Source organism: Paenarthrobacter sp. TA1.8 (assembly GCF_048595705.1).
GTDB classification, from domain to species: Bacteria; Actinomycetota; Actinomycetes; order Actinomycetales; family Micrococcaceae; genus Arthrobacter; species Arthrobacter nitroguajacolicus.
The window spans coordinates 1,608,395-1,622,933 of the sequence record NZ_CP184287.1 but is presented as its reverse complement, the minus strand read 5'-3'; the positions used below and the strand labels follow the sequence as shown (position 1 = coordinate 1,622,933).

Here is a 14,539-nt window from a genome sequence, read left to right as displayed (position 1 = left end):
ATGAAGCGGTTACTAGCTTAACAGGGGCCCGCCGGAAAACGAAATCGGGGCTTTTAGCCGTCCGAGCGTAGTGCCCTGCGCTCCATTTCAAGCTGCATCAGCTCCCTGTTCAGCCGCTGGAATTCCTCCGGATTGGCTCCTGCATCCAAGCGCTGCAGCTGCCCCATCTTGTCGGCCTTGATCCGGGTGATCTGCAATTCGAAGAGACGGGCCAGGATGTCGCGGCAGTATCGCTGCATGGCCTCGGGGGTGCTCGCCGGCAGGGGCGTTACGGCCAACTCCGAGACCAAAGGCCGTAGCGGTTCCGGGACTTCCTGGCGGACTTGTTCCACCCAGGCCACAGGGTCATCCGAGTGGGCGAGGCCCGCAGCCCGCACGGCAGTGTGGACGGCCGCATAAGCAGGCGTAGTGAAGTGTGAGGCCTCGAAGCGTTCCCAGGCTCCCCCGCCGAGCACTCCCGGCTCCTGGAGGACAACCTCGAGCGCTTGGCGTTCCATACCGGCTATGGGGTCCCTGGGGTCGGGTCGTTGGAAGACCGGGCCGCTCGACGGCGGTGCTGCCGCCGTCGTCGCCTGTCCGGCCGGGCCTGCAGTGCTGGCACCAGCGGCGCCGCCGGAAGCGGCTCGCTTGGCGGCCGCCCCGACGTAACCGCTGACTTCCTCGATGGGCATGCCCAACCAACCTGCCAGGTTGCGTGTGTAGCCAGGCCTGGTGGCGGAGTCCCGGATCTGTGCCACCACAGGGGCGGCTTCGCGCAGGGCAGCTACACGGCCTTCCACGGTGTCCAAATTGTGGCGGCGGAGAGTGGCCCGGATAGCAAACTCGAAGAGTGGCTTGCGGGTACTGATGAGCTCGCGCACCGCGGCGTCGCCCTTTAGTTGGCGAAGATCACAGGGGTCGGCGCCGGAGGGCTCCACTGCGACGTACGTCTGGGCGGTGAAGCGTTGGTCTTCCTCGAAAGCCCGCAGAGCCGCCTTCTGGCCGGCCGCATCGCCGTCGAAAGTGAAGATGACCTCTCCCCCGCTGCCGTCGTCCGAGAGCAGCCGCCGGGCAACCTTGATGTGCTCGGTACCGAAGGCAGTACCGCAGGTGGCAACCGCCGTCGTGACCCCTGCGAGGTGGCAGGCCATGACGTCGGTGTATCCCTCGACCACTACCAGTTGCCGTTCCTTGGCGATATTCCGCTTGGCGATGTCGATCCCGTAGAGGACCTGGGACTTCTTGTAGAGCGTGGTCTCAGGGGTGTTCAGGTATTTGGGGCCCTGATCGTCTTCGAAGAGTTTGCGTGCACCGAACCCGATGGTGTCGCCCGCGATGTCCCGGATGGGCCAGATCAGCCTGCCGCGGAAGCGATCGTAGATGCCCCGGTTTCCTTCGGAGAACATGCCTGTGAGCTTCAGTTCCGCATCAGTGAACCCGCGTCCGCGGAGGTGCTTGAGCAACGCGTCCCAGCCCTGGGGCGCGTATCCCACGCCAAAGTGTTCGGCAGCGGCGCGGTCAAAGCCACGGCCATCCAGGAAATTGCGCCCCTCGGCCGCGCCGGGGGTCAGCAGTTGGGCGCGGAAGAACTCATCGGCGATCTTGTGGGCGTCCAGCAGGCGCTGGCGCTTGCCCACTTCCTCACGACTGGGACCGGTGCCGCCGTCCTCGTAGCGCAGCTCGTAACCGATTCTGGCGGCAAGTTTCTCGACAGCCTCGTGGAAGGAACTGTGGTCCATCTTCTGCACAAAGGAGATGGCGTCGCCGTCCTCACCGCAGCCGAAGCAGTGGTACCTGCCCACCTGCGGGCGAACAGTGAAGGAGGGCGAGCGTTCGTCATGGAAGGGGCAAAGGCCCTTGAAACTGCCCAGCCCGGCGCCCTTGAGGGTGACGTAACCGTCAACGACTTCCTTGATATCCGTGCGCTGGCGTACTTCGTCGATATCTTCACGTTTGATCAGGCCAGCCACGTGACCATCCTAGTCGCTTGCCCCAAGAGTCCCCGCCGTTAACGGAAAGCAGGAAGGGTTACCAGAGCGACGGGAGGCTGCCCACAAGCCGCTCATACATGGCCAGGGCAGACACGTCCGTCAGCGACGCCACCTGGTCGATCACAACGCGCAAACGCGCACCGTCGTCGACGGCGTCACGCCAGTCCGCGGCGAACATCGGCTCAAGGTGACGGTCGCCCGTTGCATTCAAAACACCTACCAGCGCATGAAGCACTTCGCGTTGGCGCTCGTACACCGGCTGACGATGGTCTGTGGAGATCACGAAGGTGGTAGCCAAGCCCTTGAGGACCGCGATCTCGGTGACGGTGTCCTCGGGAACCATGAGTTCAGCGTCATAGCGGGTCAGATTTGCTGGTCCGAAATGAGCGCGCGTGGTTTCCATCGCGCTCTGGCAGAAGCGGCCGATCAGCTGGCTGGTCATGTCCTTCAAGGCAGCCATGGATTTCCGGCTGCCATCAGCTTCGCGGACCCAGACTTTGGTGGCCTCCAGCCGCGCAAGGGCGGCATCAATGTCAGCGGGATCGTTGTGTGGCAGGTACCACTGCTTGGTGTACCCCACCACGCGCGCACGATGGTCCGGGTTTTCCATCCATTTGAGCTGGAAATGGCCGGCGACAATCGCATCCTCGACGTCGTGGACCGAGTACGAGATGTCGTCGGCAAGGTCCATGACCTGGGCCTCGATGCACGAACGGTTGCCCGGTGCGCCTTCCCGGAGCCATTCGAACACCGGAAGATCGTCTTCGTACGCGCCGAACTTACTGGTGCGGTGGCCATGGATGACGGGGGCGTCGACGGCGGACCACGGGTACTTGGACGCAGCATCCAGGCTGGCGCGGGTCAGGTTGAGTCCGGCCGGCCTGCCATCCTCAGCGAGTACCTTGGGTTCTAGTCGGGTCAGCAACCGCAGGGTCTGGGCGTTGCCTTCGAAACCACCAATGGTGTGCGCTACTTCGTTCAGGGCGGACTCACCGTTGTGGCCGAAGGGCGGATGCCCGAGGTCATGGCTCAGGCATGCAGTGTCCACCACGTCAGGATCGCACCCCAGGGAGCGACCCAGTTCGCGGCCTACCTGGGCTACTTCGAGGCTGTGTGTGAGCCGGGTTCGGACAAAGTCGTCCGTGTCCGGTGCGACTACCTGAGTCTTGGCGCCGAGCCTGCGCAACGCCGAGGAGTGCAGGACCCTCGCGCGGTCCCGTTCAAAATCCGAGCGATAGTTGCTCTTGCGTGGCTCTTCGACCCACCGCGCGGAATCTGCCTCGGCGTAACCGGGGATGGCCAGCACAAAATCGTGAGCCGTCCCGTCTTGGCCAAGTATCGCTTCGGTTCCCATGGGTATCTGCCTCCTTCAAGCGCCGGGGTGTGGAGCTTCTTGAGTCAGTCTTACACGTGTGAGGCTAGCCGCCCGAAACGTCCAGCTCCGCGGCCGAGATATCCGCGCTCTGTTCAGCGTTCAGCTGACGGCTCACGAGCCAGTCTTTGGGCAGCGCAGGCTTCTTGGGCGAACCGGCGCGGCCGCGGGGTCCCTCGGAATCGACTCCCGGGTAGGGCGCGTCCATGTCCAGTTCGTTAAGGTATTCGCGCAGCACCTCGAGGGTGGGTACGGTGGCCAGCTTGGCGCGGAGCTCTCCGCCCACTACGTAGCCCTTGAAGTACCACGCCATGTGCTTGCGGATCTCGCGGAGTGCCTTGTATTCGTCGTTCCCGAACGTTTCCACCATGAGCTCGGCGTGACGATAGACGCCTTCGGCAACTTCGCGGAGACCCGGGCGGTGCCGCTGGTCGCTGCCTTCGAAGGCGGCCTGCAGGTCACCGAACAGCCATGGCCTGCCCTGGCAGCCGCGGCCCACAACCACGCCGTCGACGCCGGTCTCGCGCACCATGCGGACAGCATCCTCGGCTGACCAGATGTCACCGTTGCCCAGTACAGGGATGTCGGGGAGCGCCTCACGAAGCCGGGCAATGGCGGACCAGTCGGCCTGTCCGGAATAGAACTGGGCTGCGGTCCTGCCGTGGAGGGCAACGGCAGCCACTCCTGCGTCGCGCGCGATTCGACCGGCGTCGAGGTATGTCAGGTGGTCCTCGTCGATGCCCTTGCGCATCTTGATGGTCAAGGGAATATCGCCCTTGGACGCTTCCTTGACCGCTGTCTGGACAATGGAGGTGAAGAGGTCGATCTTCCAAGGCAGGGCCGAGCCGCCACCGCGCCGGGTGACCTTAGGCACCGGGCAGCCGAAGTTGAGGTCGATGTGGTCCGCACGGTCCTCTTCCACGAGCATCCGTACTGCGGCGCCTACCGTCACGGGATCAACACCGTAGAGCTGCACGGACCGGACTTTCTCGTCCTCATCATGCGAGATGATGCGCAACGATTCCGGCGTGCGCTCCACCAAGGCACGGGAGGTCACCATCTCGGCCACGTACATCCCGCCACCGTATTCGCGGCAGAGCCTGCGGAAGGCAGAGTTGGTAATGCCCGCCATGGGGGCAAGGATTACCGGGGTGTCCACGGTTATCCCACCGAGTTTCAGAGGAGGGAGCTCGAGCTTTGGTGCAGGGGGCGTCGCTACTACAGTCACCTATCCATTGTTGCAAAGCGGGGCAAATCGGCGGACAACCGGCCGAATCCCGTGCTTGTTCGCCCACGCGTCCGCAGTACGGCGGGTGTGGCGAACAAGAGCAGGGCTCGGGTTTAGGTGGCGTCGTTCGTGTCTCCGCGCCGCTCAGCTTCCCGCTGGGCACGGCGGCTGCCCGGCCGCGCCGGCTTGCCGGAATCGTCAAGGCGCGTACCGGCGTCGTGCTTGTCATGCTGACCCGAACCTACGACGGCGGCGGCTGCTGCCAGCGAACCGGTGTCGTTAAGCTCATCAGCAGTTACGGTCGGCCCACCGGCTGCGGCGATGCGCTTCATGCCGGTGGCTTTAACCACCAGGACGGCAATCAGCGTAGTGACCGGGATGGCGAGGACCAGGCCGATGGACCCCACCAGGGTACGGATTACTTCCTCGGACAGCTCAGCACTGGTCAGTGCTTCATCGAGGGGGCGGTCATAAAGCATCACGATGATGAGGATCGGAAGCGCGGCTCCGGCGTACGCAAAAGCGATGGTGTAGACCGTGGAGGCAATGTGGTCCCGGCCGATCCTCATGGCAGAGGAAAACAGCTTGCGGGCACTGGTGTTGGGCGCGAGTTCGTAGAGTTCCCACACCGCAGAGGACTGCGTAATGGTGACGTCGTTGAGCACGCCCAGGCCGGAGATGATGAGGCCGCAAAGGATGATCCCTGAAATGGAGATCTGGGGCGACATGTTCACCAGCGTGGACGCATCGTGGTTTCCCACTCCCGCCAGGTTGGCGGCGTCCGTAGCCCACGCCGCCAACAGGGCTGTGATGCTAAGCCCGAAAATTGTGCCCAACAAAGCGGTGGACGTTCGCGCCGAGAATCCGTGCGCGAAGTACAGGACCCCAATCATGATCACCGTGGATCCCACCAACGCCAGCAACAGTGGCGGCTTGCCCTCCACCAAGCCCGGCAGGATGAAGCTGACCAGGACGAAGTAGGCACCCACCAGGCCAAGAAGTGCCCGGAAGCCGCGCCAGCGGGCCACCGCGATGACGACCGCTGCGTACAGGATTGCCAGGAGCGCGATGGGGATGCTGCGGACAAAGTCCACGAAAACATAGGCAGGCGCGCCGCTTCCGGCGTTCGCACCTTGAACCGCGGACAGGTTGAGGTACCGGATGGAGTCCCCTACGTCCACGCCATGGGACATGGCGACGTCAGGGTTGATGACCACCTTGACTACGTCCCCGCCTTTGTCCGGCTCCGTAAAGGCGAAGGTGCACTGCGACCCGCCGGACTGGTTGTTTTGACCGGTGTCAGTCTGGCCGGTGTTGGGCTGGCCCGTGTCGCTTTGGCCCGTGTTGCTTTGGCCCGTCTGCGTGCAGCTTTCCACCACCACGCTCTGAATTCGACCGGTATCGAACGTGACCCCGGGGGCAGCCTGGTACGGGCTCGAGAACGAGATCCCTTCCCGACTGCCTGAGGGCCACATGACCATCATGGCAACGAGCGTCAGGACGCCCAGCGGAATAAGGATGGCCGCCAGAATCCAGTTGGCCCTCTTCCGCGATGCAAGAGCCTGCGGCGTTGGCTCGGAATTTTCAGAATGACCGTGGGAGTGGCCCATCAGCAGCAAAACCTCATGCCCTTAACCCTACGCGGGACCTAACACCCCACGACGCAGGACGCCCAAATTCCCCCTCGCCACAAAGACCGGCTTTGGACGCGCGGATTCAGAGGTCACCGGCCCGCTGCGGTGGCCCAAGCGAATATGGGTGTCGTACGGCGAAGCTTTAACGCAAGATCCCACGCGGCCCGCAGAAAACGGGCGGCGTGGGATCCTGGCGCGTGAAAGCTGTGATCAGTCGCTGACGATCAGGGTGTCGGCACCCCGCACGTGGGCTTTTCCGGATTCCAACAGCGGATCAAGAACCGTGCGCAGCGCCGTCATGGACTCGTCAACTTCCAGCAGGACCGGGTGTTGGTAGGCGATGAGCGCCAAGAGGTCACGCACTGCAAAAGCTGCTTCCTCAGCGGACAGCTGGGGGTCGTGTCCAAGGAAGACATCCGAAGGCTCATCCGAGTCGCCTTGGGCGTAACTGATGGCGAACGCCTGGATTTTGCCCTTGCGGCTCGCCGGAACGCCTTGGCCGAAGGCACTGGCCTTCGGCGCGCGCAGGACGATTGCGCCGTGGGCGCCAGTCAGGTCATGCAGGAACAAGCGCTGCACCGTGGGGATGCTGAGCTCCCCCGGGCTGTCCCAGTGGTGGACATACGAGTAGTACTTCCCCACCACATCGCTCAGCTCCACCGAACCCGTGGCCAGGTCCTCCACGCGCTCGGAAGCGGCTTCCTCGGAACCATCGCCGAACCGCGGCAATGACAGGGGTTCAGGTGCCACCACAACAAGCTGCGAACGCTGGATGGGCGCAAGCCCCGCAGCCGCAGCGAATGCCGCACCTGCGGTATCCGGCTCCACCTTGCTGCGCAGCTTGGAAACGCCCGACGGCGAGTTCCCGGCTTCGCGGCGAAGCATGGTCAGCAGGGTTGCACCCACGCCTTCACGGCGGTGGTCCTTGGCAACCTCGATGTAGGCCCAGAGTCGCTCCGGGTGCAGGGATGCCTCGTGGACAACGCCGGCGGCAACGGGAATCCGCACGCCGTCCACCACGTCCTCGGCCACGATGCAGCGGCGCCAGGGCTGGTTGCTGGACGGCGCCAGGGCTGCACGGAACTGCTCAGCGGGAAGGGTCTCCGGGCCGCCCCAGATTTCCAAGAGGGCGAGGTCGTCGCCCTCCTTCCATTCGCGGTACTCCAAAGCCACGACTAGGCGCCGATCAGGCGTGCAGCCAGGTAGCCCTCAACCTTGTCCAGGGACACGCGTTCCTGGCTCATGGTGTCGCGCTCACGAATGGTCACGGCCTGGTCCTCAAGGGTGTCGAAGTCCACTGTGATGCAGAACGGGGTACCGATCTCGTCCTGGCGACGGTAACGGCGGCCGATGGCGCCTGCGTCGTCGAAGTCGATGTTCCAGTTCTTGCGCAGCTGGGCGCCCAAAGCCTTGGCCTTCGGGGACAGGTCCTCGTTGCGGCTCAGCGGCAGGACGGCGGCCTTGACCGGGGCCAGGCGCGGGTCCAGCTTCAGCACTGTACGGACATCGACGCCGCCCTTGGCGTTGGGTGCCTCGTCTTCGGTGTAGGCGTCGATCAGGAAGGCCATGAAGGAGCGGGTCAGGCCGGCGGCGGGCTCGATCACGAACGGGGTGTAGCGCTCGTTGGTGGCCTGGTTGAAGTAGCTCAGGTCCGTGCCGGAAGCCTTGGCATGCGTGGAAAGGTCGAAGTCCGTGCGGTTGGCGATGCCCTCGAGCTCGCCCCACTCGGAGCCCTGGAAACCGAAGCGGTATTCGATGTCCGTGGTGCCCTTGGAGTAGTGGCTGAGCTTCTCCAGCGGGTGCTCGAAGAAACGGAGGTTGTCTTCACGGATGCCCAGGTCCGTATACCAGGACATGCGCTCCTTCATCCAGTACTGGTGCCACTCTTCATCGGTTCCGGGCTCGACGAAGAACTCCATCTCCATCTGCTCGAATTCGCGGGTACGGAAGATGAAGTTGCCCGGCGTGATTTCGTTGCGGAAGGACTTGCCGATCTGGCCAATGCCGAACGGCGGCTTCTTCCGCGAGGTGGTGAGCACGTTGTTGAAGTTCACAAAGATGCCCTGGGCAGTTTCCGGACGCAGGTAGTGCATGCCTTCGTCGCTGGCCACCGGGCCGAGGAAAGTCTTGAGCAGGCCGGAGAATTCCTGGGGCTCGGTCCACTGGCCGCGGGTGCCGCAGTTTGCGCAGGCGATGTCCGCCAGGCCGTTTTCTGCCGGGCGGCCCTTCTTTTCTTCGTACTCTTCTTCGAGGTGGTCGGCACGGTAGCGCTTGTGGCAGGACAGGCATTCAACCAGGGGGTCGGAGAAGACATCCACGTGGCCGGAGGCTTCCCATACCTGGCGGGGAAGGATGACGGAGGAATCCAGGCCTACAACGTCCTCACGGCCGCGGACCATGCTCTCCCACCACTGGCGCTTGATGTTTTCCTTCAGTTCAGCGCCGAGGGGACCGTAATCCCAGGCCGAACGGGAGCCACCATAGATTTCACCGGCCTGGAAGACAAAGCCCCTCCGCTTGGAGAGGGAAATGACCTGGTCAAGGACGGATTTTGCTGCCATGGGTAACTCCATTTGTTCTACAGGGCCGCTGGGTGCGGTCCGCGGTGGTTTGCCCCGGAATCCGGACGAGGTTGTCCGGCGGGGTTATGGGGGAAAGTTTGTTGATTCCTACCCTACCGGCCTTTGGGAGGGACTCTTCGTGCGAAAGCTCCCTTGGGCCAGGGCAGTGTGGCCACGATGATCGCGGCGAGCGTCAGGACCGTACCCAGCACCGTGGGCAAGGCGACCACTGCGCCGGGACTGGGGATCACGACGTCGAGCACCAGCGACCCCACCAACTGCCCGGCGATCATGCCCAAACCGGTGATCAGGACCCCAAGACTCCGGACCAGCAGCGCCGCCAGGCCGATGAAGAGGCAGCCCATGGGCCCGCCAAGGTAGTACCACCACTCGCTGGGAAGCGGATTTCCCGGCCCGGCCACAGCCAGCTTGATAATCCACGCGATCCACAGAATGAGTGATCCTGCAATGAAGTTGACCAGCGTGGCTGCGATGGGCGTCCCGTAATGAACAGTGGCAGTTCCATTCATTGCCTGCTGGAAGCTCATGAAAAAACCGGCGGCCAGCGGCAGGAGGACGGGCAAGACGAGCGAGGCGATGTCGGTGTCGCCGCTGAAGCGCGGGGAAACTGCCCAGGCGACGGCGGCCACCGTCAGGACACTGCCCAGGACCCGGACTCCCGTGATGGCGCGTTTTCCTCCCGGGCCGATGCCCATTCGGTCCACGAGCAGTCCGCTCAACGTCTGGCCGGTCACCGCTGCGACTGTGAACAACGCGACACCCAGCAGGGCAACAGTGAACGACTGGGCAAAGACGAACAACGCGCCGATGGCACCGGCCATCACGTAGAACCGGGGGAAGCTGCGGTTCCGGACGGCAGGAATGATGCGCTGGAGCCCTGCCCTGCCCTTGGGGGTGGCAAGTGAGATGGCACAAATGAGCAGGAGTCCTGTGGTGAAGCTCACCACAGCCGCGGCGATGCCGTCGTCCAGTTTGGCGCCGAGGGCCCCGTTGATCCTCCCTTGAAGCGGGATCACCAGGCCCGTCGCTACTGCAATGGGAAGGCCAATGACCAGCGGAAGGGCGGGACGGGGAGAAGGCTGCGGCACCGTCACCACACTACTTCAGGCATCATTGCTGTATGAGCAACCCCGAAATTGAAGAGATCCCCATCCGCGACGACATGATCCGACTCGGCCAGCTGTTGAAGCTCGCCAACTTGGTGGAGGACGGCGTTGAAGCCACGGAGCTCATCAAGAACGGCTTGGTCAAAGTCAACAACGAAATCGATGACCGCCGCGGACGCCAACTCCACGTCGGCGATACCGTGACCGTCAATGGCCAGACGGTCCGGATCACCGCCGCCTGACACAACGGAAACCTCAGTCAGTGAGCACCTTGTGGGTGAGGAATTCGCCCACGTGTCCGATCTCCTGCTGGTTGATGCCGTGCCACATCCCCGTGTAGAGCACTTTGGTGAGGTCGACGTGCTTGCGCACCCAGCCCATGGTGTATTCGATTTTGTCCTGGGTGATGACGGGATCCTGCTGGTCGCGGCCCCAGAACATCGGTAGCGTTCCGTCCAGTTCGTCGTCCCGGAATGCGGCGTCAGCGCCGGCGTCGATCACAAAGCCTGAAAGCCCGACGACGGCAGCGAAGTCCGCGGGACGGTAGCGGAGCATGGTGGTGGCCATCGCCATGCCCATGGAGAAGCCCAGCAACGTCACGGACGAGTGGTTGGCTTTGACTGTGTCCAGCCACTCGAGGGCGTACTCAGCTGCCTGCTTTACAGCTTCCAACGAATAGTCGATGGAAGCCGTAAGGGGAAACCACGTGAAGCCCGGCCCCATGGGCATCGGTGCTCGAAGGGCGGCCACCACAAAACCCTCGGGCAGCAATCCGGCCAGGCTGAACAGGTCGTCCTCGTTGGAGCCGTAGCCGTGCAGCAGGACCAGGAGCGGCTTGCCTGCACGCTCGGATTCGTCGTGGGACCACAGGACAACGGGAGCGGGAAATGTGGGTGCTTCAGTCATGGATCCATTCTTACAGTTACCCACCAGTAACAACCTACGGTGGCGTAGGGTCGACGTCACGGTGCAGGATATGAGCGTGAGTGAGAACAATCCTTTACTGAAGCCGGGCGAGCCCGTTCAAAAACACCCTTGGACCCGTTATGTAGCCCTGGGTGACTCCTTCACGGAGGGCATCGGCGACCCCGAGCCGCAGAACCCCGGCGGTTATCGTGGTTGGGCGGATCGGGTTGCCGAGGAACTGGGCCGCAGCCAGGAAGATTTCGCCTACGCCAACCTTGCTATCCGTGGCAGGTTGCTGCAGCAGATTGTTAATGAACAAGTTGGCCCCTGCTTGGAACTGCAGCCTGACCTCGTGTCCATTTCAGCCGGCGGCAACGACCTCATCCGTCCCGGCGGCGATCCCGACCTGTTGGCGGAGAAACTCGACGCCGCAGTCGCGGAGCTGAGCTCGGGAGGTGCCACCGTGGTGCTTTTTAATGGCCCGGACACGGCAGCATCAGTACTCGGGCGGATCCGCGGCAAGGTGGCCATTTACAACGAGAACCTCAGGACGGTAGCTGCGCGGCACGATGCCATCATCGCGGACATGTGGTCCTTGCGGCAGTTGGCGGATCCCCAGATGTGGAACGTTGACCGCCTTCACTTCTCGCCGCTGGGCCACCACACCATCGCCATGATGGTTTTGGAGGCGTTGAACGTCGAGCACACGCTTGAGCCCCTGATGCCCAAGCCCCTTCCGCCGCGCACGTGGCGTCAGGCCCGGTCTTCCGACCTTGTCTGGGCACGTGAATTCTTTGTCCCATGGGTGATCCGGCGCCTTCGGCATCAGTCCTCCGGCGACGGAATCACGCCAAAGCGTCCGACGCCGGGACCCGTCTTCGGTTCCACCGGCACCTTGCTGCCGCGCCGCTGACGTGACGTCGGGTGCCAGCTCCCTGCATGGGGAGGCTATTCGGAGGATTCGGTTGCGGCGGCAGCAGCTGCGGGCTCCCTACGCCGGAAGTCCCGGGGACGTGGTCCGCAACCTCCTGGCCGTCCAATCGCAGGAGTTCCCCTATGCGAGGTGGACTCTCGCACAGAGAAGCTCCACCAGCACTTCATCGATGGTCACTGCCTTAAGCGTTGAGCAGGCGGTAGCCGACGGAACCATCCTGCGGACCCATATTCTCCGGCCCACGTGGCATTTTGTGCATCGGGACGATCTTGGCTGGTTGATGGCGTTGTCCGCAGATCGCCTCCACCAAGGCAACAAAGGCATGTACCGGCAAACAGGAATCGATGAGGACTCTGCTGCCAAGAGCGGCCGAATCCTCGCCGCCGCTGTGGCCGATGGAGCGCACAAGACGCGCGAGGAACTGGCCGAAGTCCTGGGACAGTCCGGATTTCCCAGCAAGGGCCTGGGCTTCATCTACCACCTCATGCACGCGGAAATCAGCGGTGTCCTGGTCAGCGGCTCACCCGTCCGTTCTGCAGGCGGCGCCCTGAAACAAACGTATGCCCTGTTCGACGAACGGGTACCCGGTTCGGCTCTTAAGCCTCTGACCGCCGAAGGCCGCGAACAGGCTCTTGGACGGTTGGCACTCCGATACTTCACCAGCCGGGGGCCCGCCACGGTCAAGGACTGTGCGGCGTGGTCCGGGTTGACCATGAAAGACGTAAAGCGGGGAATCGAGGTGGCGGGTGACATGTCCCCCGGGAGTCTGGAGGCGGCGCAGTGTGATGGTTTCGACTTTTATCTGGCTTCCGAGGAAGCGGACGCTCTCGCGGGTGGTGACAAGCCTTTGCCCGCCGAGGATCCCGGGCTTCCCCGCGTCGACCTCATCCAGTGTTACGACGAATACGTGATGGGCTACTCACAGTCCCGGCACTTCCTTGGTGGCACGGCGCCCATCTTCCCCGAGGACAACGGACCCATGCACGTGGTCCTGCTGGACGGCAGGTTGGCCGGATGGTGGCGCCATGGCTTCTCCGGCAGAACCTGCGAAGTGGACGTCCGAATGAACCGGCCCACCACCGCAAAAGAGCAGGAGGCCTTGCAGTCGGAGGTGGATCGCTACGGCCGGTTCCTGGGCATGCAGACCGAGCTGGTCTGAAGCAGCCGCAGTGGTTTTGCTGGTCAGGACTAAGCTGGGATGAGACCTAGGAGGCCTGCACTGTGAACAATCTGATCTTCTGGATCATCGTCTGCTCTTGGCTGATTCCACTCGGGATCCGCATGTACAACCGCTCCCGGGCGCGTCGGATCCAGGACAATAACTTCCGCGACCCCGGCTACCCACAGCAGAATCTGCCCGGACCAGGGTATCCACCACAGAATTACCCGCAGCAGAATTATCCAGGTCAGGGATACCCGACGCAGGGTTACCCAGGTCAGAATTACCCCGGGTACCCTTCCGAGCCGACCGTCATCCGCCCCGCGGATTCGACACCGCAGGCCGGGCCGCCGTCGAACCCTTCATCCCCGGCACCGTTCCCCTCAGCGGGCGCTTCGGAGCCGCAGGGATTCCGCGCCCGCAAGTTGGCGGAGCTGGACACGAAGTTCAGCAACGGCGAGATCGCCATGGAGGATTACATGAAGCAGCGCGGCGAAATCATGAACGGCTAGGGCTAGGCGAAGAATGATTCGCGGAGTTGTGCTGAGAGCTGGCCGATCTCAGTGAGGAAGCCATCGTGACCAATCGGAGCCTCAATGAGGTGGACCGGCACATTCCCAGGTAGCGCCGCGGCAAGTTCCCGCGACTGTGCCGGGAAGTAGAGCCTGTCGCTGTCCACCGCCGCCACGAAGAACTCAGCCGTAGCGCGCGACAACGCCTGTTCCAGCGGGCCGCGGCCCCTGGCGACGTCGTGGGACATCAGGGCTTCGGTGATGGCGATGTAGCTGTTGGCATCAAAACGGCGGACCAGCTTCGTTCCCTGGTGGTCCAGGTAGCTTTCCACCTGGTAGCGGCCACGCTCCCCCAACACCGCGGCGGCGAGTGGTGTCTCCTGGTGCTGGGCTTCCCTGCCGAAGCGGAAATCCAACTCCAAGGCTGAGCGGTAAGTGATGTGGGCGATGCGTCGGGCCAGTGCCAAACCATGTTCAGGTGCAGTGCCGCCGTAATAGTCACCGTTATTGAAGTTCGGGTCCTGCCTGATGGCCAAGGTTTGGGCTTGAGCAAAGGCAATCTGCTCGGCCGTACTGTAGGCGCCCACCGAAATTACGGCGCAGCGTTTGACCCTGTCAGGGAACGTAACAGCCCATTCAAGGGCCCTGGCGCCGCCCATGGAACCGCCCAGCACAGCGTGCCAGGCATCGATTCCCAAGGCATCGGCGAGGCGCGCCTCAGCCTCCGTGCTGTCGCGCAGCGTGACCAACGGAAAACGTGAGCCCCAAGGACGTCCGTCCGGTGCTTCTGACGATGGGCCGGTGCTGCCATAACAACCGCCCACGATGTTGATGGAGATGACAAAAAACTTGTTGGTGTCGATGGTGGCACCCGGCCCAACGAGTTGCTCCCACCAACCTTCCTCGTCGGTGGCTCCACGGGCTACGTGAGTGCTGCCCGTGAGCGCATGCTGGATGAGGACGGCATTGGAGGCCTCGGCATTCAGCTGCCCCCAGGTCTCATAAGCGAGGACGACATCGGGGAGGAATCCGCCGGCCTCAAGTTCCAACGGCCCGATGCCGGCGTACTTGACGGTTCCGTCTTCTTCTCCGGATTTGGGAAGGGCTGTAGCAGTAATGGTCATTCCTTTGACACC

13 protein-coding genes are annotated in these 14,539 nt (G+C 63.2%); 4 read left to right on the top strand and 9 right to left on the bottom strand.

The genetic code is table 11. The features are described from left to right. Window positions 1-53: 53 nt before the first annotated feature. The 7 genes from dnaG to ACNAOT_RS07550 form a co-directional block, all read right to left on the bottom strand. Window positions 54-1,949 carry a DNA primase gene (gene dnaG, locus ACNAOT_RS07580; RefSeq protein ID WP_420180622.1) on the bottom strand — a complete coding sequence of 632 codons (1,896 nt, stop codon included), beginning with the start codon at window positions 1,947-1,949 and terminating at the stop codon, window positions 54-56. A 58-nt stretch (window positions 1,950-2,007) separates the two neighbouring features. Continuing rightward, window positions 2,008-3,324: a deoxyguanosinetriphosphate triphosphohydrolase gene (locus tag ACNAOT_RS07575; RefSeq protein WP_091466343.1), complete on the bottom strand. Its 1,317-nt coding sequence runs from the start codon at window positions 3,322-3,324 to the stop codon at window positions 2,008-2,010. A gap of 64 nt (window positions 3,325-3,388) precedes the next feature. Then, entirely contained in the window at window positions 3,389-4,570 is a 1,182-nt protein-coding gene (gene dusB, locus ACNAOT_RS07570; RefSeq protein WP_179019072.1) for a tRNA dihydrouridine synthase DusB, read from the bottom strand. Between the two features lie 113 nt (window positions 4,571-4,683). Next, window positions 4,684-6,180, bottom strand: coding sequence for a YibE/F family protein (locus tag ACNAOT_RS07565; protein ID WP_420180621.1), 1,497 nt, complete (start codon window positions 6,178-6,180; stop codon window positions 4,684-4,686). Between the two features lie 234 nt (window positions 6,181-6,414). Then, complete coding sequence (locus ACNAOT_RS07560) at window positions 6,415-7,377, bottom strand: GNAT family N-acetyltransferase (protein ID WP_420180620.1); 963 nt, start codon at window positions 7,375-7,377, stop codon at window positions 6,415-6,417. 2 nt (window positions 7,378-7,379) lie between these two features. Further along, window positions 7,380-8,765, bottom strand: coding sequence for a glycine--tRNA ligase (locus ACNAOT_RS07555; protein ID WP_420180619.1), 1,386 nt, complete (start codon window positions 8,763-8,765; stop codon window positions 7,380-7,382). Between the two features lie 113 nt (window positions 8,766-8,878). Continuing rightward, complete coding sequence (locus tag ACNAOT_RS07550; protein ID WP_420180618.1) at window positions 8,879-9,883, bottom strand: DMT family transporter; 1,005 nt, start codon at window positions 9,881-9,883, stop codon at window positions 8,879-8,881. A 23-nt stretch (window positions 9,884-9,906) separates the two neighbouring features. Between ACNAOT_RS07550 and ACNAOT_RS07545 the strand changes: the two genes are divergently transcribed. Next, window positions 9,907-10,134, top strand: coding sequence for an RNA-binding S4 domain-containing protein (locus ACNAOT_RS07545; RefSeq protein ID WP_062067368.1), 228 nt, complete (start codon window positions 9,907-9,909; stop codon window positions 10,132-10,134). Window positions 10,135-10,147: 13 nt separating this feature from the next. Here the strand turns inward: ACNAOT_RS07545 and ACNAOT_RS07540 are convergent, their stop codons facing one another. Next, window positions 10,148-10,798 (bottom strand): alpha/beta hydrolase, encoded by a 651-nt coding sequence (locus tag ACNAOT_RS07540; protein WP_091466330.1) that lies wholly within the window; start codon window positions 10,796-10,798, stop codon window positions 10,148-10,150. A gap of 70 nt (window positions 10,799-10,868) precedes the next feature. Between ACNAOT_RS07540 and ACNAOT_RS07535 the strand changes: the two genes are divergently transcribed. The 3 genes from ACNAOT_RS07535 (at window position 10,869) to ACNAOT_RS07525 (ending at window position 13,403) form a co-directional block, all read left to right on the top strand. After that, the gene (locus ACNAOT_RS07535) at window positions 10,869-11,711 is read left to right on the top strand and encodes an SGNH/GDSL hydrolase family protein (RefSeq protein ID WP_420180617.1); all 843 of its coding nucleotides are present in this window, start codon (window positions 10,869-10,871) and stop codon (window positions 11,709-11,711) included. 52 nt (window positions 11,712-11,763) lie between these two features. Next, window positions 11,764-12,891, top strand: coding sequence for a winged helix DNA-binding domain-containing protein (locus ACNAOT_RS07530; protein WP_420180616.1), 1,128 nt, complete (start codon window positions 11,764-11,766; stop codon window positions 12,889-12,891). 62 nt (window positions 12,892-12,953) lie between these two features. After that, window positions 12,954-13,403 (top strand): hypothetical protein, encoded by a 450-nt coding sequence (locus tag ACNAOT_RS07525; protein ID WP_091466325.1) that lies wholly within the window; start codon window positions 12,954-12,956, stop codon window positions 13,401-13,403. A gap of 2 nt (window positions 13,404-13,405) precedes the next feature. Here the strand turns inward: ACNAOT_RS07525 and metX are convergent, their stop codons facing one another. Beyond that, complete coding sequence (gene metX / locus ACNAOT_RS07520; RefSeq protein ID WP_420180615.1) at window positions 13,406-14,527, bottom strand: homoserine O-acetyltransferase MetX; 1,122 nt, start codon at window positions 14,525-14,527, stop codon at window positions 13,406-13,408. Between the last annotated feature and the right edge of the window lie 12 nt (window positions 14,528-14,539).

Coding starts and splice junctions, on each gene's coding strand:
- ACNAOT_RS07575 (WP_091466343.1), bottom strand. CDS start 3,324: ATGGGAACCGAAGCGATACTTGGCCAAGACGGGACGGCTCACGATTTT.
- ACNAOT_RS07565 (WP_420180621.1), bottom strand. CDS start 6,180: ATGGGCCACTCCCACGGTCATTCTGAAAATTCCGAGCCAACGCCGCAG.
- ACNAOT_RS07555 (WP_420180619.1), bottom strand. CDS start 8,765: ATGGCAGCAAAATCCGTCCTTGACCAGGTCATTTCCCTCTCCAAGCGG.
- ACNAOT_RS07545 (WP_062067368.1), top strand. CDS start 9,907: ATGAGCAACCCCGAAATTGAAGAGATCCCCATCCGCGACGACATGATC.
- ACNAOT_RS07540 (WP_091466330.1), bottom strand. CDS start 10,798: ATGACTGAAGCACCCACATTTCCCGCTCCCGTTGTCCTGTGGTCCCAC.
- ACNAOT_RS07535 (WP_420180617.1), top strand. CDS start 10,869: ATGAGCGTGAGTGAGAACAATCCTTTACTGAAGCCGGGCGAGCCCGTT.
- metX (WP_420180615.1), bottom strand. CDS start 14,527: ATGACCATTACTGCTACAGCCCTTCCCAAATCCGGAGAAGAAGACGGA.